The organism is Paenibacillus sp. Leaf72 (assembly GCF_001422685.1).
Taxonomy (GTDB): Bacteria; Bacillota; Bacilli; order Paenibacillales; family Paenibacillaceae; genus Pristimantibacillus.
Genome location: NZ_LMLV01000012.1, coordinates 389,581 through 412,548 on the forward strand (window position 1 = coordinate 389,581; position 22,968 = coordinate 412,548).

Here is a 22,968-nt window from a genome sequence, read left to right on the forward strand (position 1 = left end):
CGTATAAATACTGCCTAGAGCTAGCATTGAATACAAGGCAGGCCATGACAAAAGCTATCCCCTACACCGTTTTTGAACGGCTTCAGGGATAGCTTTTTCTATTATTTGTGGTTTCAATGCTGTTGTTACAAATAAAGGCCCTATCTAATCATCATCCTCCAGCAGCTCGGTCAGCTCGGCGCGGTATGCATCGTCTGCTGTTTTGTGAACCGTGCCGTATGGATGCTCGGCAGGCGCATAGATGCTGTGAATTTGGCCTGTTCGCGAATACGATTTTGGCGCCAAAGCGGGCGTTTGTCTCACAACCGCCCTGGGTTCCTTATTTCTCTTGTTACAAATGAACGCCATCCGAGGTGTTGACCGCTTCATTCAGAACGCGCTAGAACCAGCGGTTTTAAGAGATTAGACAATATTTGCAGCGGCCTGTTTTTTGAAGTAGGATAAAGAAAGAAAAGGCATTCTTTTAAGAGCAAGGGGGTAAAGGGCGGTGCAGCTGTCTACTGAAACGATTCAGGTAGGCTTCATTATAATGTCGGCTATCGCAGGGCTTATGCTCATCTTATTGCGTATCCGGGCAGGCAAGCAGCCGACTACCCTTCGTAAAATCATTATCCCGCCAGTCGGCATGTCGACCGGTTTTATGATGTTCCTGGCACCTATGACTCATATTCCATGGGGCTGGGGGGTCGCGGCATTCGGGACAGGCCTATTGATATTTTCTTTTCCGCTGGTCGTATCGACCCGGCTGGAGCGTATTGATGCCGATATTTATGTCAGGCGTTCCAAAGCTTTTATTTTCATCATGCTGACCTTATTCATTATTCGAATGGCACTGCACAGCGTTGTGGAGCAATATATGTCGATTCCGCAGACGGGGGCGATGTTCTATCTCGTGGCCTTCGGCATGATTATTCCGTGGCGGCTGGCGATGGTCAATGATTATCTCAGATTGTACAAGCTTTCTTCATAGATGGAGTCGGATAAAGGGTAGAGCTGCCTAAGGGGGAACCGAAATGGACGGATCATTGACAGAACGTGTAAAGCTTACGCAAAAGAGGCTTCGGAAACGGACGATTACCGCCGTTCTTACTGAATTTGATCATAAAATCATGAGACTGGGCAGCGAGAAGCGCGAGGAAAAGTACCGCAAAATGTCGCTAAGCCCGTTTTCCTTTTTTCGCGGCAGCGCCTATTTATTTTATATGGATGTCACAAGGGAATGGTTTCCCTATCACACGCCGGCAGAGCGTCCAACCTGGATTCAGGGAGATTTGCATTTCGAAAATTTTGGGGCTTTCCGTAACGAGCAGGGGACGCTTGTCTATGATGTGAATGATTTTGACGAGGGCTATTTGGGCTCGTATTTATATGATTTGCTGCGCATGTCGGTCAGCATCGCACTTGTGGGCCGCATGAAAGGCGAGTCGGAGGAAGCCCAGAAGGAGCAAATGGAAGCTTATCTGCGCGCCTATGTAAAACAAATGTGGAAATTCGTTAAGGGCAAGGATGATCCGGCTTCGTTCACGATGGATGAAGGGCGGGCAAGCGGCAAGGTCAGGAAGCTGCTTCGCAAGCTGCAGAAGCGCCAGGAGCAGCATTTTTTGGAAAAGGTTACGGCGCTCGTTCAGGAGCATCGCAAGTTCGCCCATACGGAAGAAATCGTCGCTCCAACGGAAAAAGAGCGTGCTGCGCTTCTTGAGGCTTGGCCGCAATATGTGGAAAGCCTGCATGCTGATGATGCGCAGGAGGCTGCCCATTATCACATTAAAGATATAGCGGTTAAGCATGGCTCTGGAACAGCCTCGATCGGGCTGGACCGTTTTTATGTACTGATTGAAGCGGGCAGCAGCGAGCAAGGCCACGAGGATGATATTGTGCTGGAAGTGAAAGAGGTGCGCGTTGCGGTTCCGGCTTATTTTCTGCCCTATGATGATTCGTTCTGGACAGCGTTCGAGCATCAGGGCAAACGCGTGACGATGACCCAGCAGGCGATGCACCATGAGGCTGATCCGTATCTCGGTCACCTGACGATTGGCAACAGGCAGTTTTATGTGCGTGAGCGCTCCCCTTATAAGAAGCGGCTCAAGCTCGAATCGCTGGAGACCGCTGAGGATATGCGAATCGTAACAGAGACGATGGGCAAGCTGACCGCGAAGCTGCATGCGCGTGCAGATCGGGATGTGCAAAGCGGCGTTCTGGATTATCACAGCGAGCAGGCAATCGTCAAAGCGATGGGCAGTGACGAGGAGGCCTTTAGCCGGTTCATTGCAGAGTGGGCGATGTCCTATGCGGATCAAGTGGAGCAGGATTATGGGCTGTTTGTAGATTGGCTGGGCAATAAGTCCAATGCGGACTAGCGGATAGTGTGCTCCGCAACAGCTGCCAAGCGTGGAGGCAGACGGGAAAACAGGTTGGAAGACAGAAAAATAAACCTACTAATAGGAGTGTGCATTCATGTCTATTTACACTTATCAAGCGGATACGATAACAGGAAAGACGGTTAGCCTGGAGGATTATAAAGGCAAGGTTGTTATTATTGCTAATACGGCAAGCAAATGCGGCTTTACGCCACAATATGCTGATTTGCAAAAGCTTTATGAGCAGTACAAGGATCAAGGTCTGGAAATACTCGGATTCCCGAGCAATCAATTTGGCGAGCAGGAGCCGGGCGAAAACTCGGATGTACAAAGCTTTTGCCAGCTGAACTACGGCGTAACCTTCCCGCTGTTCGCGAAGACGGATGTGCGGGATGAAACAGCACACCCGCTATTCAACTATTTGACGGCAGAGGCGCCGTTTAACGGGTTTGATACAACGGAAGCAAGCGGCAAAATGCTAAGCGCATTTTTGACCGAAAAGCTGCCGCATTTTATGGATGGAGACTCGATCAAATGGAACTTCACCAAGTTCCTCATTGACCGTGAAGGCCGTGTCGTCAAGCGTTTCGAATCGACCGAGGAGCCGCTCAGCATGAAGGAAGATATTGAGAAGCTGCTATAAAAATGCTGCAATAAAAAAAGGAAGCGGCCTTCGTCCTAAGTTTCATCGGACGGAGGTCGCTTCCTTATTAAAGCCAGGGAAAGACCTCTGAAAAGGTTTCATAGCGTCAATGATTTGGAGCTAGGCTGCCCGTAGTCATTCTCCCTTTGATATCCCTCGATCCTCCCAGCGAACAAGCCGGGGGTTCGCATCAAGAATCGAGGCATAGTGGGCAAGGCTGCGCCATTTGCCATCCGGGTCAAGCTGCATATGCCGCTCATATTTGCGAAGGCGCTCCTCCGCGCATCCTGCCCAGCCGAAATGCTTGATGCGCAGTTCGGTCTGCGCTCCGGGAAGCGCGCAGCAGGTAAGCGGAAGACGAGGCGCATGCTGCGCCCATTGCGGGTAGGCATAATGGTAGCCTGGCAAGTAGCGAGCGAGCGCCACCGTCGGACGTTGATGCAAATTCCACAAGGCATCCTCCCGGTAATGCGTTGCTGAGCCCCAGAAATCATACTTTCGAAAAGCAAACCAGTCGTACTCGCCCTGATTAATCAGGCTCCGCATCTCAGCCTTGGCAGCATCCTCATAAAATTCGTCCGCATCGACCGCAAGCAGCTAATCCGGCTCGGTTTCTTCGGCTGCGCGCCAGAGCATTTGGCGCAGCCACCATTCGCAGCCGAACAACCGCTCCTCGTTTTCTACCAGCTTCACGACTTTGCGGCTGGCGCTGCATATCGCGACGGTTGCATCGGTGCTGGCATCGTCCACAATGACAATTTCATCGACGAAGCTGGACAGGTCGGCAAGCAGCGTCTCCAAATAACGGCCTTCCTCATTGCGTACCTGCATGATAGCGGTGAGCTTATTGCCTGATATTTTGCGCGGAATACGAAATGGCTCCAAGCCGCTCATGGCTGAACCTCCCTGCCGTGATGGTGCGCCTGCTCCATTACGATGCTATCGAGCTTGGCGAGTTCAATGATGCTGCTAAGTGCTTTGTTGTTAGTCTCCGCCGCGATAAGGCAGCTGTGAATCGCTTCATGGCGCTTGCCCTGCAGCAGCAGCACCGTGCTGGTCATCAGTTGAAACTGCTCGCGTTCAGCTATGCTGCCGAGCGGTTCCTTCGCCAGCAGCAGGTAGGCACATTCCAGTCTGCCGCTTTGCAAATAAAGCTCCGCAAGCAGCCTGCGGGCTTCCGGCTCGGCTTGCTGTGGCTCAAGCAGGGCAATCGCGGAGCGATAATCATCGTTGAGCCGGTACAGCAGCGCCTTGGCTAATAGGCGCTTGCCACCATCCAGCCATCGGAGCAGCCGCTCGCCCTGCCGCTGCTCCTCTTCGGTGAGCGCAGTATACAGATAGGTGCGCACCGCATCATCCGTCAATCCCAGCTCGAGCTGCATGGCGGAACGAAACCGATAAATATGCTGCAGCGCCTGCTCGCGCCCATCCAGCACTGCTTGCTCGAAGGCGGCGAGCAGCTCGCTCTGCGCTCGCAAGCTTTCGCCGATCAAGTAACGGTATAACGCATGGGAAAAAAGCTGATCCGCCAGCCGCTCTTTTCCTGCAGCAGACGGGCCAGCCGCACGCGTCTTGTCGGCTTGCTCCTCATGCCAAATCGCGCGGTAGCGCTGCTGCAGCCGTATGAGCGTCTTCGAGGCATAGCCGTCCAAATGCCATTCAATCGCTTGTCTCGCCAGCAGATCGGACGTTTCGTCGGTGCCATCAAGCAGAAAAACATCGTCACGGCAAAAGGCCTGCTCCAAATAATATGCCTCCGTATAGGCAATGACGAGCGTCGCCCGCGCGCACAGCCAACTGCGGTAGGAGCGCCATCGCTCTTCTTCCTGGGGCTCTGAATCGGGAAAGTAGGCAATCAGGCAACGCGTTGCCAGCGGTGCTGCAATATGCGTCCAGCAAGGATGGAGCACTAGCGCGCAAGTGCTGTCCCAATCCAGCTCAGGCAGACGAGCGAGCGATAGGGGAGCAATTGCTGAGGTGATTGCCCAGTCAGGGAGCGCATCCTCGGCGACCATGTAGATTTGGCGCTGCTTTCCGAGCTTAGCCAGCCAATCGCGCTCCGCCGCCGGGAACGCTCCAAAACGGCTGTAGGGAAAAATAACGATCGGCTTCCCAGTCATGATGTCTTCACCATCCGTTCAGGTTGCCCCAGCCTCTGGCAGCGCACGCCGTGCCGCGAGCAAATACATGATTAATAGAACCTATGAAAACAAAGGTTGATCACATGCCATCTATTTTATTATCCGGTCCGATGATCTTATAATTTTGCGGGATTTTGTGTATTATAGAAAGATATCTATTTTTCGTGGGAAAGGTTGGTCACAATGGAAAACAACGTGGACACAAAGCTGTCATCCTCTAACTTTATAAAAAATATTGTGAGCGAAGATTTGAAGACCGGCCATGTTCAGGAAATCGTGACGCGCTTTCCGCCGGAGCCGAATGGCTATTTGCATATTGGACATGCGAAGTCGATTTGTCTGAATTTTGAGCTGGCTGACGATTTCAAAGGCAGAACGAATCTGCGCTTTGACGATACGAACCCGGTCAAGGAAGATACCGAATACGTCGATTCGATTCAAGAGGACGTGAAGTGGCTGGGCTTTGATTGGGACGAGCTTCGTTTTGCCTCGGACTATTTCGAAGAGCTTTACAATCGGGCGGTGCTGCTCATTAACAAAGGCAAAGCATACGTATGCGACTTGTCCGCCGAGCAAATTCGCGAGACTCGTGGAACGCTGACGCAGCCGGGACAAAACAGCCCTTACCGTGAGCGCAGCGCAGAAGAAAATCTCGATCTGTTTGCCCGTATGCGTGCCGGAGAATTTCCTGACGGCTCCAAGGTGCTGAGAGCAAAGATCGATATGGCTTCGCCGAATATTAATCTGCGTGATCCGGTGCTGTACCGTATCGCTCATGCCCACCATCACCGGACTGGCGATGCGTGGTGCATTTATCCGATGTACGATTATGCGCATCCGATCAGCGATGCGATTGAAGGCATTACCCATTCCATCTGTACGCTGGAGTTCGCCGATCACCGCCCGCTCTATGATTGGGCGGTCGCTGAATGCGAGATGCCGGCGGTGCCTCGTCAATACGAGTTCGCTCGTCTGAACGTTACTAATACCGTGATGAGCAAAAGAAAGCTGAAGCAGCTTGTGGATGAGGAAGTTGTAACTGGCTGGGATGATCCGCGCATGCCGACGATTAGCGGTCTGCGCCGCAAAGGCTTTACAGCGGAAGCGATTCGCGCCTTCTGCCGCGAAATCGGGGTTGCCAAGGCGAACAGCACGGTCGATGAGCGGATGCTGGAGCATTTTATCCGCGAGGATCTTAAGCTTAAGGCGCTTCGTACGATGGCTGTATTGCGACCGCTCAAAGTCGTCATTACGAACTATCCAGAAGGCCAAACCGAGCTGCTGGATGCAGAAAATAACGCCGAGAACGAAGAAATGGGCATGCGCCAAATTCCGTTTGGCCGCGAGATTTATATTGAGCAGGACGATTTTATGGAAAATCCGCCAAATAAATATTTCCGCCTGTTCCCTGGCAATGAGGTGCGTTTGAAGCATGCATATTTCATTACTTGCCAAGAGGTTGTGAAAAATGAAGCCGGCGACGTTATTGAGCTTCGCTGCACATACGATCCGGCAACGAAAAGCGGCTCGGGCTTTAACGCCCGCAAGGTGAAGGGAACCATTCACTGGGTTGAAGCGTCGCAGGCGGTGCCTGCGGACTTCCGCTTGTTCGAGCCTCTGATTACGAATGAAGCAGAAGAGGATGGCAAGCCATTCCTTGAATGCATCAACCCGAACAATCTGGAGCAGCTTCAAGGCTTCGTAGAGCCGAACATGAAGGATGCCGAAGGACAGGCGAAGTTCCAGTTTTTCCGCCACGGCTATTTCAATGTGGATCCGAAGGATACGACGCCGGAGAAGCTTGTTTTCAACCGCATCGTTTCGCTGAAAAGCTCTTTCGATCCAGCGAAAGCATAATAACAGCGGTCAAGCAATAGGATAAGCCGTGAATGCCTGCCTTATGGGTGGTGTTCGCGGCTTTTTGCTTTTTTTGAGCTGCAAGCAGGAATTTGTCACTTTTTGGTGAATTTTACCTAGTGGCTGCTGCGAAAAAAAGAAAGCACAAAAACATAACTAGGAGCTGAAATGATGAAAAAATTGGAAATTAAAGGGATAGGTACGGTCAGTGCTTTTAAAGCGACGGCGTATATGATGATTATTCCTTCTGCCCTTTTATTTTTATTAGGAATTGGCTTGTTAATGGTAGGGTTGATTACTGGGGAACCTACCGTCTTGATCCTCGGTATAACCTATACATTAATGCCGGTTTTTCTAATTGGTATCTACGGTGCAATTAGCATGCTTATTGCTTTGCTGTATGGCGTATTGGCCAAGAAATTCGGCGGCTTGGAGCTGATCGTCGAAGAGAAGACAGAGCTGGATTTAACGAAGGGGCCAGCAGGAAACGGCTATGCGCCGGGGCCGCAGTCCAATTTTAGCCCGTCCAGCAGCCCAATTAACAGCCCGTTCAACTCTGGAAGCGCGAACCCGCAATCCAATATGACGCCGCCTCCACTGCCCAATCTGCCTACAGGCCCTGATCAAAACAACAATACGTAGGTGCCGTTTGGATTCATTGCCTCTATTCGAAATAGGAGTCCGGAAATAGTTTCAACCATGAAATCCTTCTGATCTGCAAGAAGGATTTTGTTTTGTTCTCTTAGATGCTGGGTGTCCAGTTCAACCAATAAACGAAATAGGGGGATTACATTTGGATACAACGATCGTAAGAGAAGCACAGCGAGTGGCAGCTTTGGCGGCGAGGGAGGCGGGAGCGCTGCTGAAAAAGCTTTTTGAAAAGCTGGATTCCAGTGCCTTTCAGCATAAAGACGAATCTGGCGACTTGGTGACCGAAGCCGACCACAGGGCGGAAGCGATCATTTTGGGCAAAATTAAGCAGGCGTTTCCGGGACATCAAGTGATTTCGGAGGAGGCGGGGGACAACCGCTTGGCCAGTGACTGGCTGTGGTTGGTTGATCCGTTGGATGGGACGAATAATTTCGCGGTCGGGATGCCGTTATTTGCCGTATCCATTACGCTCATGTATCAGCGCGAGACGGTTATGGCGGTCATTTATGAGCCGCTGACGGACCGCTTGTATGAGGCGGTGGCAAGCGGCGGCTTTCGCTGCAATGGGCGAATCATTCGAATGGGCGAGCCGCGTCCCTTCAAGAGAGCGACGGTCGGCTGGATTCAAGGGCATAAAGTACAGCAGGAGCAGCGGGCAGTAAGGTTGCGCCAGCATATTGATGCAAACACGAAGCGAATGATGCGGCTGTGGGCGCCTACTTTGCAATGGAGCATGCTGGCGAAGGGCGATTTGGATGCGATTATTTTGTACAACTCGGAGGGCGAGGATCTTTATTCGGGGATGCTTATGGTGCGCGAGGCTGGCGGCGTCATTACCGACTATGATGGCAGGCCATTCGCGGGCATGAGCAGTGAGCCATACCTCATTGCATGCCATCCGCAGCATTTGCCTTTTTTTCGCGGGCTTGTGCATAATGGTCTTGTTGGGAAGTAAGCGAAGCTGATTTACGAAACCGCTAGACCAAGCTGGCAGCAGCAGGAGGTTTACGAAATGAATCTATCTATTCAAGCAGGGTTAATAGGGCTTTGTATTGGGGATGCATTAGGCGTTCCTGTGGAGTTTTGCAATCGAAAGGCACTAGAGAAAGCACCTTTAACGGACATGGTCGGTTATGGCTCGCATCAGCAGCCGCCGGGCACTTGGTCGGATGATGCGTCCTTGACCTTATGTCTGGTGGAGAGCCTTGCTTATTGCAAAAGCGTAGAGGTGCATGATATTGCGAGCCGCTTCGTGGAATGGAAGCGGGGCGAGCGCTGGACGCCGCATGGCGAGGTATTTGATATTGGCATAGCGACTAGCGAGGCGATCGACCGTCTTGCGCGTGGGGCAGAGCCTGAATTGGCGGGCGGCAGCGGCGAATACAGCAATGGCAACGGTTCATTGATGCGTATTTTGCCGATGGCCTATTGGATGCATGATGCTGGCATAGAGGAACGGTCGGCTGCGGTTGGCAGGGTTTCATCGCTAACCCACAGGCATCCTATATCGATTATGGCCTGTGTCTATTACACGGAGTATGCCGTGCAATTGTTGAAGGGCCACAGCCCGCAGGAGAGTTATGCGGCAACGAATCGGACAATCCAGCTGTTTTATGCGGGCCACAGCGATCTGGATCGTTTTGAACGTCTGCTTAGCGGGCAGCTGGCAAGCCTGAAGGAGGACAGCATTGCTTCGTCAGGCTATGTCATGCACACGCTGGAAGCCAGCGTCTGGAGCCTGCTGACGACCGACAGCTACGCCGCAGCAGTACTTCGCGCTATTAACTTGGGCGAGGATACGGACACGACAGGTGCGGTAACAGGCGGTCTTGCGGGCATCTATTATGGTCTGTCGTCCATTCCCTCGCATTGGCTGGAACAGCTTGCGCGAGCGGATGAGCTATTTCAGCTATGCAACAGCTTTAACGAAGTGCTTGCGGAGCCAAAGCGATAGGGTTATTTGGGGCTGGCTAGGCTCCCACAGATTGACTTGTTTTTCTTTGTTTAACTTTGCATAACCGTTCCCCAGCCCCAAATATAAATAACCGCCGCCGATTCCCTTAGCTCCACCTGGGGGCGGCGGTTTTGCGTATTAATGGCTCGTTGCTTTAGTAAAGCGATTGCGCGGCAGCGGCAGGTTAAAATGCTCCCGCAGGGTAACGCCTTCATATTCAGTGCGGAAAAGGCCGCGCTGCTGCAAAATCGGCACGACAAGGTCGACAAACAGCTCCAGCCCATCCGGCAGCAGCGGAGCCATGAGCATAAAGCCGTCAGCCGCCTGCTCGGCGAACCATTCCTCCAAAGTGTCCGCGATTTTCTCGGCGGTGCCGACGAGATGTTCCCCGCTGAACGAGCCTGTGAGAAAGGAATACACCTCGCGCAGCGTCGGGTTTTCCCTTGCAATAACCGGCTGGTGCTTGAGGTAGTCCGTTTTGTTCAGCTTAATGCGGTCGAGCCCGACCTCGCGAGCGCGTGATTCCAGCGTATAGCCAGAGAAATCGATTGCCTGAAAATAATCCGCCAGAAAGCCGATGCCCTGCTCCTCTGTAATCAACGCTTCAAGCTCCTTAAGCTTCGCCCGCGCTTCCTCCTCGGTATCGCCAATAATCGGCGCTATGCCTTGCAAAATATATATATCCTCAGGTGCGCGCCCCCATTTAGCAGCTTTCCCTTTAAACGATTGATAGAATGCCTGTGCTTCCTCCTTGCTGTGCTTGATAGAGAAAATGACTTCCGCCGTTCGCGAGGCGAAGTCCTGCCCGGCCTCAGAGTTTCCGGCCTGCACGAGCACAGGATGCCCCTGCGGCGAGCGGCTAATATTTAGCGGCCCTTCCACCGAGAAAAACTTGCCTTGATGCTGAAGACGATGCAGCTTCTCCTTGTGGAAAAACTGCCCTGATTCCTTGTCGCGGATGAAGGCATCGTCCTCCCAAGAATCCCATAACCCTTGCACGACCTCGAGAAATTCCTCCGCCCGCCTGTAGCGAAGACTATGCTCGAAATGCTCATCCCGGCCAAAATTGCGTGCCGTATTCCCTGACAGATCCCGTGTAGTGACGATGTTCCAGCCAACCCGCCCCTTGCTGATCTGATCGGCAGACAGAAGCAGCCGAGCCAAATTGAACGGCTCAATATAAGAGGTTGAGGCGGTGGCGACTACGCCGATATGCGTCGTGGCGCATGCTAAAGCCGTAATCAGTGTAATCGGCTCGAACCGGCTTAGTATGTTTGGATGAGACTGCTCATTAATCGCCAGGCTGTCCGCGATAAAAGCGATATCGAATTTCCCGCGTTCAGCGGTTTGGGCGAGCTTCCGGTAATAGTCGATGTCGATGCTGGCATCCGGCTGTGCATGGGGATGGCGCCAGCCCGCCACATGCATGCCAGTGCCAACCAAATAAGCGGATAATTTTATTTGCCGGCTTTTTCCCGCAGTTTGTTGGGACATGTCAAGCTCCTCCTCGATAAATATGTATAATATTAAGTGAACAGGGTGGAATAGTTTGTTTTAATTTATCACCTTCATTTTCTAGCGTCAATCCCGATTATTGCCAAAAAAAGAAGTTGACACCGCCAGGCAATTGCTTTAAATTTATAAATCAAATAGGAATAGTTGGTTTTTGGGCGATCAGCCCATAACTAGTTGACCAGAACACTGGAAACTAAACTCTCCACCGAGCAGATTGAACGGTGCTGAAGTTTGGTTTTTTTTATTTAAATATAGGAAAGTATATGATTTCGCCATACTTTCTCTATATTTCTCGGACTGAAACGCGCCGCGCCGCCAAAGGACGGTGACAGGTGACAGCCGTTTCACCTTATCAGGGAGGAGAGGAGTTTTTCCGCATGATCGTCATAAAGGATTTGCACAAAACCTATACAAGCGGAAGCAGCACGATTACCGCCTTGAATGACATTAATCTGACGATTGATAAGGGGGATATATTCGGCATTATCGGCTTTAGCGGGGCAGGCAAATCATCATTGATCCGCTGTCTGAACCGGCTCGAGGAGCCTGATTCGGGCTCGATCGAAATTGGCGGCAAGGTGCTGACGGATCTGTCTGGCAAGGAGCTGCGGCTGGCTAGGCGGAAGATTGGAATGATTTTTCAACAGTTTAATTTGCTGGATTCACAAAATGTGTTTCAAAATGTCGCGTTTCCGCTTCAAGTGGCCGGTTATCCAAAGCCGTTCATTCGAGAGCGCGTGCGGGAGATGCTGGAGCTGGTCGGGCTGACCGACAAGGAGCATATGTATCCGTCCCAGCTCAGCGGCGGCCAGAAGCAGCGGGTGGGCATTGCCCGGGCGCTTGTGAATGAGCCGGATGTGCTGCTCAGCGATGAGGCGACCTCGGCGCTTGATCCGCAGACGACCTACTCCATTTTGGAGCTGCTCCAGGATATTAACCGCAAGCTGAAGCTGACTATCGTCTTAATTACACACGAGCTGGATGTGCTTCAGCATATTTGCCGCCATATGGCGGTCATCGAGCATGGCTCTATCGTCGAGACAGGGACGGTCGACAAGCTGTTTATGAACCCCGTCAGCTACACCGCCCGGCGTTTCGTCAGCATCATCGATTATTATCGTGACAAACGGTCGATCATGGAGGGGCTGGGAGCAGGAATATGAGAGATGATCTGTTCGAGCTGCTATGGGAGGGACTGCTGGAGACGCTGTATATGGTTGCTTGGTCTTCGGTATTTGCTTTAATCATTGGCATTTTGCTAGGCATTACGCTAGTCGTCAGCGAGAAGGGCGGCATTTTGGAGGCGCCGATCATCAATAAAATCATTGGGACGGCGATTAATGGCGTGCGCTCGCTGCCCTTTATTATTTTAATCGTGCTGCTGCTGCCGTTGTCCCGGCTAATTGTAGGCACCTCGCTTGGCCCGACAGCAGCCATCGTCGCTTTATCGATTGGGGCCTCGCCGTTTCTAGGCCGCATTATTGAAAACTCCTTAAAGGAGGTGAGCGCGGGCAAAATAGAAGCGGCCAAAGCGATGGGAGCGACGCCGCTAACCATTATATTCCGCGTGCTGATTCCCGAAGCGCTTCCGGCGCTTGTGCGGGGGATGACCATCGCTGTCATTGCGATTACGGAATTTACAGCGGTAGCAGGAGCGATTGGCGCAGGGGGACTTGGCAGTCTGGCGATCCGCTTCGGCTATCAGCGGTTCCGCGAAGATATTTTAATTGCGACTGTTATCGTCATTATTTTGTTAGTGCAGGCGATTCAGCTGTCAGGCGATAGCGTAGCTAAAGCGATTTTGAAAAAGCGTCATCTAGGGTAGCTATAGCGGCCCTCAAACCTAAATAGAGAAAGCAGGAGAGTAACCATGAAAACGATGAAAAAAACGAAATGGACCTTTATATCCGCCCTTATTCTTATGTTCAGCCTTATTGTCTCTGGCTGCGGTACCGCAGCCAATAATGCCCCGGCAAGCTCGCCGGAAGCGAGTGCAGCCGCAAGCCCTGCCGAGTCGACCCAGTCGCCGGAGGCTTCCGCTTCGGCAGCCCCGCAAGAGGCAGTAACGCTTAAAGTAGGCGCTGCTCCAGTGCCGCATGCTGAGATATTGGAGTTCGTTAAGCCGCTGCTAAAGGAGCAGGGCGTTAATTTGGAAGTCGTTGTGCTCGATGATGAAGGCCAGCTCAATCCGGCGCTGTTTGAGAAGCAGATCGATGCGAACTACTTCCAGCACGTTCCGTATCTGGACTCGATTAAAGGGGAGAAGGGGTATGATTTTGCGGTAACCGCGAAGGTGCATGTCGAGCCGATTGGCTTTTATTCCGAGAAGCTGAAAGCGAAGGGTGACATTGCGGATGGCGCAACGATTGCGATTCCGAACAACCCTTCGAATGAATACAGGGCGCTGGTGCTGCTCGAGCAGCAAGGGCTGATCAAGCTGAAGGAAGGCTTGGAAAATACGTACGAGGCAACGCCGAAGGACATCGTAGACAATCCTAAAAATCTCAAGTTTGAGGAAGTGGATTCTGCAACTTTGCCAAGGGTATTGCCTGACGTAGATGGCGCCATTATCAACACGAACCTGGTTTTGGAGGCGGGCATTGATCCGAACAATGCGCTGTTCCGCGAGGATGCAGAATCGCCTTACGCCAACATTATCGTCGTCCGCAGCGGGGATGAGAACCGCGAAGAAATTAAGAAGCTGGATGCGGTGCTCGTGTCGCCCGAGGTGAAAAAGTTCATTCAGGACAAATACGGCGTGGCGGTTGTGCCAGCTTTTTAAAAATAAAAGAGGCCAAACGGCAAGATAAGCTCGGCGAACCCTTGAAAAGTATGTTCCGTACCGCTGCTGCGGGAAAGAACATGCTTTTTTATTTAAACCAGCCCTTCTCCTTAAAACGGGTAATCGCCTCAATTCGATTGCTCACGCCCAGCTTATCCAAAATGACCGAAATATAATTGCGCACGGTGCCATTGGTCAAATAAAGCTGGTCGGCGATTTCCTTCGTATTTTTGCCGTCGGCGATGAGGCCGAGAACTTCCTTCTCCCGTTCGGTGAGCGGGTTTTCCTGCCCGTAGGCGTCGTCCACCAGCTCGGGCGCATAAATGCGGCGGCCTGTCATGACGCTGCGTATGGAGCTCGCCAGCTCCTCGCTAGGGCTGTCCTTGAGCAAATAGCCGCACACGCCGGCCTTGAGCGCACGGTCGAAATAGCCGCTTCTGGCGAAGGTGGTCAAAATGATGACCTTACAGCCTAACTGGCGCATTTCTTCCGCTGCCTCCAGCCCGCTCTTGACCGGCATTTCAATGTCCATAATGCAAATGTCCGGCTTGTGAAGCTGGACGAGCGTGATCGCTTCTTCACCGTTGCCAGCTTTGCCAACCACGGTCATATCATCCTCCAGATCAAGCAGGGAAGCAAGTGCCCCCAGCAGCATCCGCTGGTCTTCGGCGATAACAATTCTGATCATAGCGTGGGCTCCTTTTCCGGCTTCTGGACGACATTGGGCGCTTTAATGACGAGCATCGTGCCGTCTCCGCAAATAATGTCCAGGCTGCCATTAATAAACTCCAGTCTTTCCTTCATGCCCCTAAGGCCATTTCCCCGGTAATAGCTGCGCGACTCCTTGCCGCCTGTAGCAATGCCCGTGCCATTATCCTGAACGCGGACAATGAGCTCTGTGCGGGTCGGTTCAATCTCGACCAGGCACTTGGTGGCGGAGCTGTGCTTGACGATATTAGTAACAGCTTCCTTGAGGCACATGCTGACGACATTTTCGGCAAGCAGTGAAGTGTCGGTATGCGCCGGATCGCCTTCTACCAGAAGCTGAATATCGGCAGCCTTCAAAATTTGCTTTACCCGAAAAAGCTCATCCTCAAGCCGTGTTCCACGCATTTCGGTGACAAGCTCCCGCACTTCCTTGAGAGCGGTGCGCGCCGTTTGGCGCACATCATCGATTTCCTCCTGCGCCTTGGCGGGGTTTTTCTGCATCAGCTTGCCCGCTAGATCGCTTTTCAGCCCTATAAGCGACAGCTTCTGTCCAATCGTATCATGCAGGTCGCGGGCGATCCGCTGCCGCTCCTCCAGCTTGACGAGCTCTGAAATCCGCTTGTTGGCATGCTCAAGCTCCCCTTCGAGCTTGTCCCGCTTGTTGCGGTTGTACGTATTGACCGGAAGCAGAATAACGCCGATCAAGCTAATGAGCACGAAGGGGAACTGGGCGAGAAAGACCGGATTTTGCACAGCCAGCCCAAAGTTGATGCTCAGGAAGGTCGTGACGATATGAATGGAATACAGCGTAAAGAAGCCGATGCGGTTCTGGATATTGCCGATAAAATAAGCGAGAAAAATCGAGAAATACACATAACCGAACATGAGCGTCATCGCAATGGAAATAATAATTTGGATGCTGGTCCAGAAATAAACCTGCCAGCCCTTGGATACGAAGGAAAGCATATAACAGATGAAAAATAAAACGATCATCACAATGCCGGACGTCGCTTGGTAGGGCGATGAGTTGCGGAAAATAAAGTAGAAGGGCAGGATGTAGAAAACGACCCAAACATAAGGGCTGATTCCCGTATTTTTATGAAAAATATGATGCCATTTTTGCATATGCGTCCCGCCTTTTTAAATCGCTGTTGCAGCAATGAGAGCTGCTTTGAAGCTATTTTAACATAAAAGAGGCTCGCGCATTTGATTCCGCGCAGCCTCTTTCGTGCTTGTATCTTCGTACCTGCTAGCCTACGCGCCGAGTATCGAGCTTGGTGCTTGCCGCACGCGGCTTGCGCAGACGGTGCTTCAAGCCTTTAAAGCTGACGAACATTTTATTCTCTTCATCCCACAGGCGAAAACGCAAGGCAGTCAAGCTTGTTTTAAGAGTAATTGTCGTTGCCTGCTGAAGGGGAACGGAGGAGTTGTGCGCATCCTCCAAATAATAGTTAGGCACTTTCGGGCTCAGGTGATGCACATGATGGAAGCCAATGTTGCCGGTAATCCATTGCAATGGACGGGGAAGCTTGTAATAGGAGCTGCCTTCGACGGCTGCTTTCACGTAGCTCCACTCATCTTCATTTTCAAAATACGTATCCTCGAACTGATGCTGGACGTAGAACAGCCAAATGCCGAACAGTCCAGAGAGAAACATAACGGGCAGCTGTACCATGACAAATGCCTGCCAGCCCAGAAGCCAGCTAAGACCTGCATATAAAGCAACAATTGAAGCATTGATCAAATACGTGTTGAGGCGTTCCTGACGTCTAGCGCCTTTACGGTTGAAACGGTATTGGATCAGAAACACGGCAATCGGACCAAGGCCAAACATGACGACCGGATGGCGGTAAATCCGATAGAAAAGGCGGCGCAAAGGCGTTGCTGCAATATATTCATCTACGGTCATAATCCAAATGTCGCCAATACCACGCTTGTCGAGATTGCTGCTCGTTGCATGATGGATGGAGTGGCTGTATTTCCACTGTTGGAAAGGGACGAGGGTAATGATCCCTGTAATCGTGCCGACGATAGCATTTGCCCGTTTGCTCTTAAAGAAAGAACCGTGGCAGCAATCATGGCAAATAATAAAGGTCCGAATGACAAAGCCTGCAGTAATTAAGGAAAAAACGATCGTGAGCAAATAGGAGATCGGCATGACGACATACGCCGCGTACCAGAAAAAGCCGAGTGGGAGTAAAGTATTGATTAATTGTTGTATGCTGGTTTTCATATTCACTTTTTCGTAAGGGGCAAGGCTCTTTTTCAAGCTCGCTTGCTTGGCTTTCTGATCCATAATGAAGCTCCTCCTTCAATAACGGGATGTACGTCCTTTGTTCAAGGTGCCTGCATCCTGCTAGCTATATTTATATTGTAAAGAGAAACGTCATGCGCCATAAGTCATAAACGTCAGTTCAGCTATATGACATATGTCATATGAAAGCGCGGCTGCATGCCCATAAATGCATGTTTTTAACAAAAATTTTGCAGGGAATGGAATGGATAGAGGGCTATTGGATGGATGGGAGCAAGGCGAATAGGCCGTGGCGATAGCGTTTGTATAAGAAAATTGTAGCGTATGTGCATTGTAGGCAGGACGGGCGATGGGCTACACTTGATCAAGTTGTTTGATAATGATAATCACTGATTTAGAGGGGAGTCGAACAGAGATGTTGCGATGGGGGAAAAAGAGGTTTAAAAGTAAAATGACGGCGCTCATGTTAGTGGCGTTAGCCGTTATCATAGCGCTCGCGGGTTGCGGTTCGCAAGGCGAGACAGCTGTTAATAAGGGGGCTAGCGATGCAGCGGCCACTGTTAGCCCATCTCCTGCGGCAGCGGAGGAGCCGGCAGCTGCGGAGCAGGAAGCGGAAACGCGAGTGCTCCAGGACGAGTTTGGCGAGGTAACAGTTCCGGCGCATCCGAAGCGCGTAGCGGCACTTTATTTGGAGGACTATTTGACGGCGCTTGGCGTAACGCCAGTTGTCCAGTGGTATCACCCGCTTTGGGGAACGCAGGAATATTTGAAGCTGGATTTGCCGACGTTTGATATTACGGGCGATATTGAAGTGCTGCTTGATATGGAGCCGGACTTGATTATATTGGACGGCTGGGCAGACAAGGCCAAATACGATTTATTTTCTAAAATAGCGCCTACCTACCGGCTGCCAGAAAATATTTTGTTTGATTCTAAAGCGATTTTGACCACCATTGCAGATGTAATGAATATGAAGGAACAGGGAGAAACGGTGATTAATGCTTACGAGCAGAAAATAGCCGATGCCAAGGACAAGCTCAATACAGCGCTTGGCGATGAGTCCGTAGCGGTCATACGTTTGAATGTCGATGATAGTACCTTCGCGCTGTTCGGTGTGAACAACCGTTTTATTGGCTCTCTATACTCCCAGTTGGGTCTTACACCAAATACATGGTCGAAGGATATGGAGGAATTTCAAAAGATTTTAACAGAAGAAAGCTTACCGGATCTGGATGCCGACCACATTATTATTTTACTGTCCAACGGAACTTGGGATTCACCTGAAAATCAGGAAGCGCTGAAGCTTCTGGACAGCAGTATGTGGAAGGCTATTCCCGCAGTGAAGGCAGGGCATGTACACCGGGTGGAGAGATCGTATTGGCAATCTGGTGCGATAACAGCAAATTCGATGAAAATTGATGATATTTTGAAAATGTTCGTGAAATAAGCAGCGCCCTAGCAAGTGCGCTATTCAAGAAATAAAGAGGGAAGGCCCATCGGTGCATTGATGGGCTTTCTTTTTTCATTTATACTAGTTGTGAAAATCATTCTCATTTACTTCGGCATGTGCGGGCATAACGCGTGCTGTTTGCCAAAACATCCTAAGGGGGATATGAAGTGAGCAACGAGGAGAATAAGCCGCAGCTGCGCCATGCAATTTTCTATAGGCTGGCTGCGATACAATATAGGAACGTAAAAAATGGGCAGGAGCAGGTGCTGCCCACCGCTGATGAACATATCATCATGATAGTGACGGGTGGATCGGGAACGCTGTACGTGAATAGAGAGCAGCATGCTCTGGGCCATGGAGCCTGTTTTATTTTTGGCCCGGGTACGAGGATGGAGTTTGCAGCTGGTGGTTTTGAGGGCGGAGAAGAGGGGGTGTCGTTCTACTATATTGCCTTTGATGGAATTGGAGCGGAACCGGGGGAAGCCTCCTTTCCATGTCTGGGCGAGGTATCCTGCAAGCCCTTCTCCTACTGCATGAGTGAGCTGCAGGCGCTCCATGATAAGCGGGACGTGGAGGACGAGCTGGAGGCATTCCGTCATGATATCCGGTTTCAACAGCTTTTATTGTTCATCATGCAGCAAAACTTGCCTCTGCGCACAGAAAGCGGCGAAAGGCGAGCGATGGAACAGTCCATTGCCCATATTCGGCAAAACTTCCGGGAAGAGCTGACGGTAGACAAGCTTGCTGACCATGCAGGCATCGTGCGCTGGCGCTATTCCCGTCTATTCAAGGAGCTGACAGGCGAAATTCCGCTGCATTATTTGAATGGCGTACGTGTGGAGCAGGCGAAAAAGCTGCTGGCAAGCACGGATGAACGGCTGTTCAGCATCGCGCAAAGCGTCGGCTACAGCAATGAATATTATTTTAGCCGCCGCTTCAAGCAGTCGGTTGGCCTTACACCGGGCCAATATCGCCGCCATCAGCGGGAAAATATTCGGGTCTTTGCCCCTTTCATCGAGGATTATTTGCTGGCGCTTGGCGTTAGGCCCATTATGCAATTCACCCACGATCATTGGGGGCGGCAGGAATATCTTGGCCTCGATGATGTGCCAGAATTTAATGTGGTCACCGATAACGAAGCGACATTATCTGGCTTTGCGCCGGAATTTATTTTGATGGATACGGGCATTGAACGTTGGGGCATGGACAAGCTCACCAGCCTTGCTCCGAGCATTCAGCTTTCCTATAAAGGCGAGGAATGGCGTACAACGCTGCACAGCATTGCGGATTTGCTCGGGAAGGCTGAGGAAGTAAGCCCTGTTATTGCTGATTATGAAAATAAAGCAGCAGCCGCAAAGGCGAAGCTGCTGCGGGTGGTGAAGCGGCAGACGGTCGCCTGTTTGCGTTTGTCAGCCGATAGAGTGCAGTTATATGGCGGTCCTGACCATGGCTACACCGGCCCGGTGCTTTACCGCGATTTAGGACTGAGCCCGCATTTGCTCGTAGAAAAACTGGCTAAAGGGCTGCGGTTCGTTGAGCTGACGATGGAGGAGCTGGCGCTGCTTGACGCTGACCATTTGTTTATTACAATTGATCCGACTGCAGGCAGGCAGATCGAGCTGCTGCATTCGCCTCTCTGGCGGTCGCTGCCCGCTGTGCGCAACGGCAGCGTGCATGAGGTCGATTTTTTGTCGTGGATGAATTATGGCGTGCTGTCCCATCATCGAAAAATCGACGATGTGCTGCGCGTATTGTGTTAAACTGGTGATATTATGACGCTAAGAGACTGCGACGAAATAAAGTACCGCTAATTTCCTCGCAGCTCCAAAGGAGAGCGGTTTATGGCAGAGGAAACGTATCGAATTCGCGATGCTGTGCAAGAGGATTTGCCCGGCATTGTAGCTATATATAATTCAACGGTTGTGTCGCGCCAGGTGACAGCGGATTTGGAGCCTTCAACGGTAGAAGCGAAGCAGGCTTGGTTTGACGAGCATGCGCCGGATACTCGGCCGCTTTGGGTGGTGGAAGAGGACGGAGAGCTGCTGGCTTGGTTCAGCTTTCAGTCGTTTTATGGCCGTCCTGCTTATCAGGCGACAGCCGAAATCAGCATCTACATAGCGGAGCAGCACCGTGCACGCGGATTGGGAAGCATGCTGCTGAAGCATGCACTTGAGGCATGTCCGGCGCTGCATATTCGGACGCTGCTCGGCTTTATTTTTGCCCACAATGCTCCTAGCCTTGGCTTGCTCGGCAAGTTCGGCTTTGAGCAATGGGCGTACATGCCGAAAGTGGCGGAGCTGGATGGGGTGGAGCGCGATTTGGTTATTATGGGGCTCCGCGTTGGAGAAAGGACGAAAGGGGAAAAATGATGCAGCAAGGAAATTGGAAATATTGGTTTCGCGTATGGATTCATCCCCGTCAGACGGTTAGGCATTTTCTCAAACATCCGGGACCATTCTGGCCGCTTGTTGTAATTGCTTTATTCAGCGGCATCTTTCAGTTTTTGGATACCGGCGCGGATAATTCGTGGGGTAATCATATTTATTTGGGCTTGATATTGCTGCTGGCGGTTTTAGTTGGCGCACCGCTTGGAATCGGGGGATTATTTTTATCCGGCGTTTTGTATAAATGGGTGGGCTCATGGTTCGGCGGCACTGCCACCAGGCATCAGATGTACATTGCATTTGCCCGTGGCGTTTTGGCGCCTTCCGTATTAATCGGACTGCTTTGGATTCCGCAGTTTGTGCTATTAGGAAGAGGGAGCTTTACCGATACGCTTGTATATTCGGGTGGACTGGCCTCAGGGCTTGACCTTCCAGGCGGCGTGCTGATGACTCTTAGCCTGCTGTTCGCTATTATCAAAATTGTCTTGAGCATATGGGTGTTCATTATTATGCTGCATGCGGTCGGCGAGGCCCATCAGTTTTCGGCTTGGCGCGCACTTGGCGTTTCATTAATTATTACGGTAGCTATAATCGTACTTGTAATGATTCTTGTATTGCCTTTTTTAGTCATTGGCATAATCGCAAATTAGTGGATGCATTCGGCATCAAAATGTTTTATGCTGAATGAGGATGAATAAAGCGGACAAACGGCAGGGGCCGTTAATCGAAAAGAAGGGAGCTTGACTCATGAGTAAGTTCTGGAGCCCACTTGCGGCATCGCTAGTACCTTATGTGCCGGGCGAACAGCCAAAGGATAAGCAATACATTAAACTCAACACGAATGAAAACCCATATCCGCCTTCACCGAAGGTGATCGAGGCGATCCAAGCGGCGGCTAATGAGGATTTGCGCTTATACCCTGATCCGACGAGCGGAGCGCTGGTGCAGTCGCTGGCTGCTTATTTTAAAGTTTCCCCGAGCCAGGTTTTTGTAGGCAATGGCTCCGATGAGGTGCTGGCGTTTGCTTTCGCAGCATTCTTCGATCCTGCAAAGCCGGTGCTGTTTGCCGATATTACATACAGCTTCTATAAAGTGTATGCCGAGTTTTACGGGCTGCAGGCGGATTTAATTCAACTGGATGAGCAGTTCCGTATGCCGCTGGAGCAATTTAATATGCGTGAAAATGGCGGCATTGTCATTCCGAACCCGAATGCTCCGACAGCGATGCTTGTTCCAGTTGACGAGTTCCGCTCGATACTTGAGCATAACCGCGACCAAGTCGTCATCATTGACGAAGCTTATATTGATTTCGGCGGCGAATCGGCCGTTAAGCTAGTTGCCGATTATCCGAATGTGCTCGTCATTCAGACGTTATCGAAGTCGCGTTCGCTTGCCGGCTTGCGGGTAGGCTGGGCAATCGGAAGCGAGGAGCTTATCGACGGCCTTAATCGTGTGAAAAATTCATTCAACTCCTATACAATCGACCGCTTAGCGATTGCAGGTGCTGTTGCCGCTATAGAAGATGATGATTATTTCCAGGAGATTACGGCCAAAGTGAATCAGACTAGAGATCAGACGGCTGTGCGTCTGCGGGAACTCGGCTTTGTCGTGACCGATTCCACAGCCAATTTTCTATTCATTTCCCACCCTGACCAAGCGGCGGAACACCTTTTTCAAAAGCTGCGCGAGCAGGGCGTACTCGTTCGGTATTTCAAGCAGCCTCGCATTGATCAATATTTGCGGGTAAGTATTGGTACGGATGAGGAAATGGATGTTTTTCTTAACGTAATCGCTGATATTGTAAAGTCGTAATGACCGAGGAAAATCGCTCGTCGTTCGGCCCTGCTATGCGGAGGGTAATACTTCTTAGCTTAATTTTCTCGTTAATCGGCAATACTTTGTATTATGCGACAGCGTACAGCATGACGGTTTTGAATGGCGTAATTACTTTGCTGGTCCTGATTGGCGTATTTTATACGATAGCCATCGTTCGAAGCTTTAGCGGACGCTATTGGTATTTTCCGCTATTTATTCCGGTGCTTTGGGTACCCGTTACGGTCATTTTAACGTATGGGCTCGGGCTATTGTTCCCTTTATCCGATGAAGTGACATCCAGAGGTTTGCTCGTTATTTATATTCACGGGCTGAATTTATGCACGGTGGCCGCATCGGCTTTTATGGGAATGTTTGTTAAAGGCTTGCTTTACATTTTGGGTCGAATGAACAAGGAATAAAAGGCGAATAAGCCTATTTCCTTTTTATTAAATTTTCG

The 22,968-nt window shown here is 51.1% G+C and carries 24 protein-coding genes; 16 read left to right on the forward strand and 8 right to left on the reverse strand.

Going from position 1 to position 22,968, the window contains the following annotated elements; translation table 11 throughout:
- Nucleotides 1-144: 144 nt before the first annotated feature.
- On the reverse strand, nt 145-303 hold the full coding sequence (locus ASF12_RS34530; protein WP_155973202.1) for a hypothetical protein: 159 nt from the start codon (nt 301-303) through the stop codon (nt 145-147).
- Between the two features lie 184 nt (nt 304-487).
- On the opposite strand from ASF12_RS34530, the gene ASF12_RS16415 reads away from it, so the two are divergent.
- The 3 genes from ASF12_RS16415 to ASF12_RS16425 all read left to right on the forward strand — a co-directional run bounded on the left by ASF12_RS16415 (nt 488) and on the right by ASF12_RS16425 (nt 3,000).
- Complete coding sequence (locus ASF12_RS16415) at nt 488-970, forward strand: CcdC family protein (RefSeq protein WP_235533186.1); 483 nt, start codon at nt 488-490, stop codon at nt 968-970.
- A gap of 43 nt (nt 971-1,013) precedes the next feature.
- On the forward strand, nt 1,014-2,357 hold the full coding sequence (locus ASF12_RS16420) for a DUF2252 domain-containing protein (RefSeq protein ID WP_056036664.1): 1,344 nt from the start codon (nt 1,014-1,016) through the stop codon (nt 2,355-2,357).
- 97 nt (nt 2,358-2,454) lie between these two features.
- Nucleotides 2,455-3,000, forward strand: coding sequence for a glutathione peroxidase (locus tag ASF12_RS16425; RefSeq protein WP_056036666.1), 546 nt, complete (start codon nt 2,455-2,457; stop codon nt 2,998-3,000).
- A 135-nt stretch (nt 3,001-3,135) separates the two neighbouring features.
- Here the strand turns inward: ASF12_RS16425 and ASF12_RS35685 are convergent, their stop codons facing one another.
- The 3 genes from ASF12_RS35685 to ASF12_RS16435 are packed head-to-tail and all read right to left on the reverse strand — an operon-like array spanning nt 3,136 to nt 5,120.
- Complete coding sequence (locus ASF12_RS35685) at nt 3,136-3,546, reverse strand: hypothetical protein (protein WP_235533187.1); 411 nt, start codon at nt 3,544-3,546, stop codon at nt 3,136-3,138.
- A 51-nt stretch (nt 3,547-3,597) separates the two neighbouring features.
- On the reverse strand, nt 3,598-3,894 hold the full coding sequence (locus tag ASF12_RS35690) for a glycosyltransferase (protein ID WP_235533188.1): 297 nt from the start codon (nt 3,892-3,894) through the stop codon (nt 3,598-3,600).
- Nucleotides 3,891-5,120 (reverse strand): hypothetical protein, encoded by a 1,230-nt coding sequence (locus tag ASF12_RS16435; protein ID WP_056036669.1) that lies wholly within the window; start codon nt 5,118-5,120, stop codon nt 3,891-3,893. The genes ASF12_RS35690 and ASF12_RS16435 overlap by 4 nt, the downstream gene beginning before the upstream one ends.
- Before the next feature lie 204 nt (nt 5,121-5,324).
- Between ASF12_RS16435 and ASF12_RS16440 the strand changes: the two genes are divergently transcribed.
- The 4 genes from ASF12_RS16440 (at nt 5,325) to ASF12_RS16455 (ending at nt 9,603) form a co-directional block, all read left to right on the forward strand.
- A complete protein-coding gene (locus ASF12_RS16440) occupies nt 5,325-6,998 on the forward strand; it encodes a glutamine--tRNA ligase/YqeY domain fusion protein (RefSeq protein ID WP_200931624.1) in 1,674 nt (557 codons plus the stop codon).
- Between the two features lie 168 nt (nt 6,999-7,166).
- The gene (locus ASF12_RS16445) at nt 7,167-7,640 is read left to right on the forward strand and encodes a hypothetical protein (protein ID WP_155973205.1); all 474 of its coding nucleotides are present in this window, start codon (nt 7,167-7,169) and stop codon (nt 7,638-7,640) included.
- A 151-nt stretch (nt 7,641-7,791) separates the two neighbouring features.
- Entirely contained in the window at nt 7,792-8,604 is an 813-nt protein-coding gene (locus ASF12_RS16450) for an inositol monophosphatase family protein (RefSeq protein ID WP_056036673.1), read from the forward strand.
- 57 nt (nt 8,605-8,661) lie between these two features.
- The gene (locus tag ASF12_RS16455; RefSeq protein WP_056036675.1) at nt 8,662-9,603 is read left to right on the forward strand and encodes an ADP-ribosylglycohydrolase family protein; all 942 of its coding nucleotides are present in this window, start codon (nt 8,662-8,664) and stop codon (nt 9,601-9,603) included.
- A gap of 138 nt (nt 9,604-9,741) precedes the next feature.
- Here ASF12_RS16455 and ASF12_RS16460 read toward each other — a convergent pair whose 3' ends face one another.
- The gene (locus ASF12_RS16460; RefSeq protein WP_056036677.1) at nt 9,742-11,097 is read right to left on the reverse strand and encodes an LLM class flavin-dependent oxidoreductase; all 1,356 of its coding nucleotides are present in this window, start codon (nt 11,095-11,097) and stop codon (nt 9,742-9,744) included.
- Between the two features lie 398 nt (nt 11,098-11,495).
- On the opposite strand from ASF12_RS16460, the gene ASF12_RS16465 reads away from it, so the two are divergent.
- The 3 genes from ASF12_RS16465 to ASF12_RS16475 are packed head-to-tail and all read left to right on the forward strand — an operon-like array spanning nt 11,496 to nt 13,900.
- The gene (locus tag ASF12_RS16465; protein WP_056036678.1) at nt 11,496-12,281 is read left to right on the forward strand and encodes a methionine ABC transporter ATP-binding protein; all 786 of its coding nucleotides are present in this window, start codon (nt 11,496-11,498) and stop codon (nt 12,279-12,281) included.
- On the forward strand, nt 12,278-12,943 hold the full coding sequence (locus ASF12_RS16470) for a methionine ABC transporter permease (protein WP_056036680.1): 666 nt from the start codon (nt 12,278-12,280) through the stop codon (nt 12,941-12,943). The genes ASF12_RS16465 and ASF12_RS16470 overlap by 4 nt, the downstream gene beginning before the upstream one ends.
- Nucleotides 12,944-12,997: 54 nt before the next feature.
- Entirely contained in the window at nt 12,998-13,900 is a 903-nt protein-coding gene (locus ASF12_RS16475) for a MetQ/NlpA family ABC transporter substrate-binding protein (protein ID WP_056037080.1), read from the forward strand.
- Nucleotides 13,901-13,988: 88 nt separating this feature from the next.
- On the opposite strand, the gene ASF12_RS16480 is transcribed toward ASF12_RS16475, so the two are convergent.
- From ASF12_RS16480 to ASF12_RS16490, 3 genes are all read right to left on the reverse strand, one after another.
- Entirely contained in the window at nt 13,989-14,588 is a 600-nt protein-coding gene (locus ASF12_RS16480; RefSeq protein ID WP_056036682.1) for a response regulator transcription factor, read from the reverse strand.
- Nucleotides 14,585-15,733, reverse strand: a complete 1,149-nt coding sequence (locus ASF12_RS16485; RefSeq protein ID WP_056036684.1) for a sensor histidine kinase — start codon at nt 15,731-15,733, stop codon at nt 14,585-14,587. Before ASF12_RS16485 ends, ASF12_RS16480 begins: the two co-directional genes overlap by 4 nt.
- Before the next feature lie 124 nt (nt 15,734-15,857).
- Nucleotides 15,858-16,904 carry a fatty acid desaturase gene (locus ASF12_RS16490; protein WP_056036685.1) on the reverse strand — a complete coding sequence of 349 codons (1,047 nt, stop codon included), beginning with the start codon at nt 16,902-16,904 and terminating at the stop codon, nt 15,858-15,860.
- Between the two features lie 409 nt (nt 16,905-17,313).
- Between ASF12_RS16490 and ASF12_RS16495 the strand changes: the two genes are divergently transcribed.
- From ASF12_RS16495 to ASF12_RS16520, 6 genes are all read left to right on the forward strand, one after another.
- Nucleotides 17,314-18,309 carry an ABC transporter substrate-binding protein gene (locus ASF12_RS16495; RefSeq protein WP_235533189.1) on the forward strand — a complete coding sequence of 332 codons (996 nt, stop codon included), beginning with the start codon at nt 17,314-17,316 and terminating at the stop codon, nt 18,307-18,309.
- Nucleotides 18,310-18,479: 170 nt separating this feature from the next.
- Nucleotides 18,480-20,072 (forward strand): helix-turn-helix domain-containing protein, encoded by a 1,593-nt coding sequence (locus ASF12_RS16500; RefSeq protein WP_063892570.1) that lies wholly within the window; start codon nt 18,480-18,482, stop codon nt 20,070-20,072.
- An 81-nt stretch (nt 20,073-20,153) separates the two neighbouring features.
- Nucleotides 20,154-20,681 carry a GNAT family N-acetyltransferase gene (locus ASF12_RS16505; RefSeq protein ID WP_056036687.1) on the forward strand — a complete coding sequence of 176 codons (528 nt, stop codon included), beginning with the start codon at nt 20,154-20,156 and terminating at the stop codon, nt 20,679-20,681.
- Nucleotides 20,678-21,346: a YIP1 family protein gene (locus ASF12_RS16510; protein WP_162241903.1), complete on the forward strand. Its 669-nt coding sequence runs from the start codon at nt 20,678-20,680 to the stop codon at nt 21,344-21,346. The genes ASF12_RS16505 and ASF12_RS16510 overlap by 4 nt, the downstream gene beginning before the upstream one ends.
- A gap of 97 nt (nt 21,347-21,443) precedes the next feature.
- Nucleotides 21,444-22,508: a histidinol-phosphate transaminase gene (gene hisC / locus ASF12_RS16515; protein ID WP_056036691.1), complete on the forward strand. Its 1,065-nt coding sequence runs from the start codon at nt 21,444-21,446 to the stop codon at nt 22,506-22,508.
- Between the two features lie 110 nt (nt 22,509-22,618).
- A complete protein-coding gene (locus ASF12_RS16520; protein ID WP_155973208.1) occupies nt 22,619-22,930 on the forward strand; it encodes a hypothetical protein in 312 nt (103 codons plus the stop codon).
- Nucleotides 22,931-22,968: the final 38 nt, after the last annotated feature.

Excerpts from the sequence above, each read along its gene's own strand:
- ASF12_RS16440 (WP_200931624.1), top strand. The coding sequence starts at position 5,325 with ATGGAAAACAACGTGGACACAAAGCTGTCATCCTCTAACTTTATAAAA.
- ASF12_RS16470 (WP_056036680.1), top strand. The coding sequence starts at position 12,278 with ATGAGAGATGATCTGTTCGAGCTGCTATGGGAGGGACTGCTGGAGACG.
- ASF12_RS16495 (WP_235533189.1), top strand. The coding sequence starts at position 17,314 with ATGACGGCGCTCATGTTAGTGGCGTTAGCCGTTATCATAGCGCTCGCG.
- ASF12_RS16485 (WP_056036684.1), bottom strand. The coding sequence starts at position 15,733 with ATGCAAAAATGGCATCATATTTTTCATAAAAATACGGGAATCAGCCCT.
- ASF12_RS16425 (WP_056036666.1), top strand. The coding sequence starts at position 2,455 with ATGTCTATTTACACTTATCAAGCGGATACGATAACAGGAAAGACGGTT.
- ASF12_RS16445 (WP_155973205.1), top strand. The coding sequence starts at position 7,167 with ATGATGAAAAAATTGGAAATTAAAGGGATAGGTACGGTCAGTGCTTTT.
- ASF12_RS16510 (WP_162241903.1), top strand. The coding sequence starts at position 20,678 with ATGATGCAGCAAGGAAATTGGAAATATTGGTTTCGCGTATGGATTCAT.
- ASF12_RS16465 (WP_056036678.1), top strand. The coding sequence starts at position 11,496 with ATGATCGTCATAAAGGATTTGCACAAAACCTATACAAGCGGAAGCAGC.
- hisC (WP_056036691.1), top strand. The coding sequence starts at position 21,444 with ATGAGTAAGTTCTGGAGCCCACTTGCGGCATCGCTAGTACCTTATGTG.
- ASF12_RS16505 (WP_056036687.1), top strand. The coding sequence starts at position 20,154 with ATGGCAGAGGAAACGTATCGAATTCGCGATGCTGTGCAAGAGGATTTG.
- ASF12_RS16480 (WP_056036682.1), bottom strand. The coding sequence starts at position 14,588 with ATGATCAGAATTGTTATCGCCGAAGACCAGCGGATGCTGCTGGGGGCA.
- ASF12_RS16435 (WP_056036669.1), bottom strand. The coding sequence starts at position 5,120 with ATGACTGGGAAGCCGATCGTTATTTTTCCCTACAGCCGTTTTGGAGCG.
- ASF12_RS16460 (WP_056036677.1), bottom strand. The coding sequence starts at position 11,097 with ATGTCCCAACAAACTGCGGGAAAAAGCCGGCAAATAAAATTATCCGCT.
- ASF12_RS16490 (WP_056036685.1), bottom strand. The coding sequence starts at position 16,904 with ATGGATCAGAAAGCCAAGCAAGCGAGCTTGAAAAAGAGCCTTGCCCCT.
- ASF12_RS16420 (WP_056036664.1), top strand. The coding sequence starts at position 1,014 with ATGGACGGATCATTGACAGAACGTGTAAAGCTTACGCAAAAGAGGCTT.
- ASF12_RS16520 (WP_155973208.1), top strand. The coding sequence starts at position 22,619 with ATGACGGTTTTGAATGGCGTAATTACTTTGCTGGTCCTGATTGGCGTA.
- ASF12_RS16455 (WP_056036675.1), top strand. The coding sequence starts at position 8,662 with ATGAATCTATCTATTCAAGCAGGGTTAATAGGGCTTTGTATTGGGGAT.
- ASF12_RS16475 (WP_056037080.1), top strand. The coding sequence starts at position 12,998 with ATGAAAAAAACGAAATGGACCTTTATATCCGCCCTTATTCTTATGTTC.
- ASF12_RS35690 (WP_235533188.1), bottom strand. The coding sequence starts at position 3,894 with ATGAGCGGCTTGGAGCCATTTCGTATTCCGCGCAAAATATCAGGCAAT.
- ASF12_RS35685 (WP_235533187.1), bottom strand. The coding sequence starts at position 3,546 with ATGCGGAGCCTGATTAATCAGGGCGAGTACGACTGGTTTGCTTTTCGA.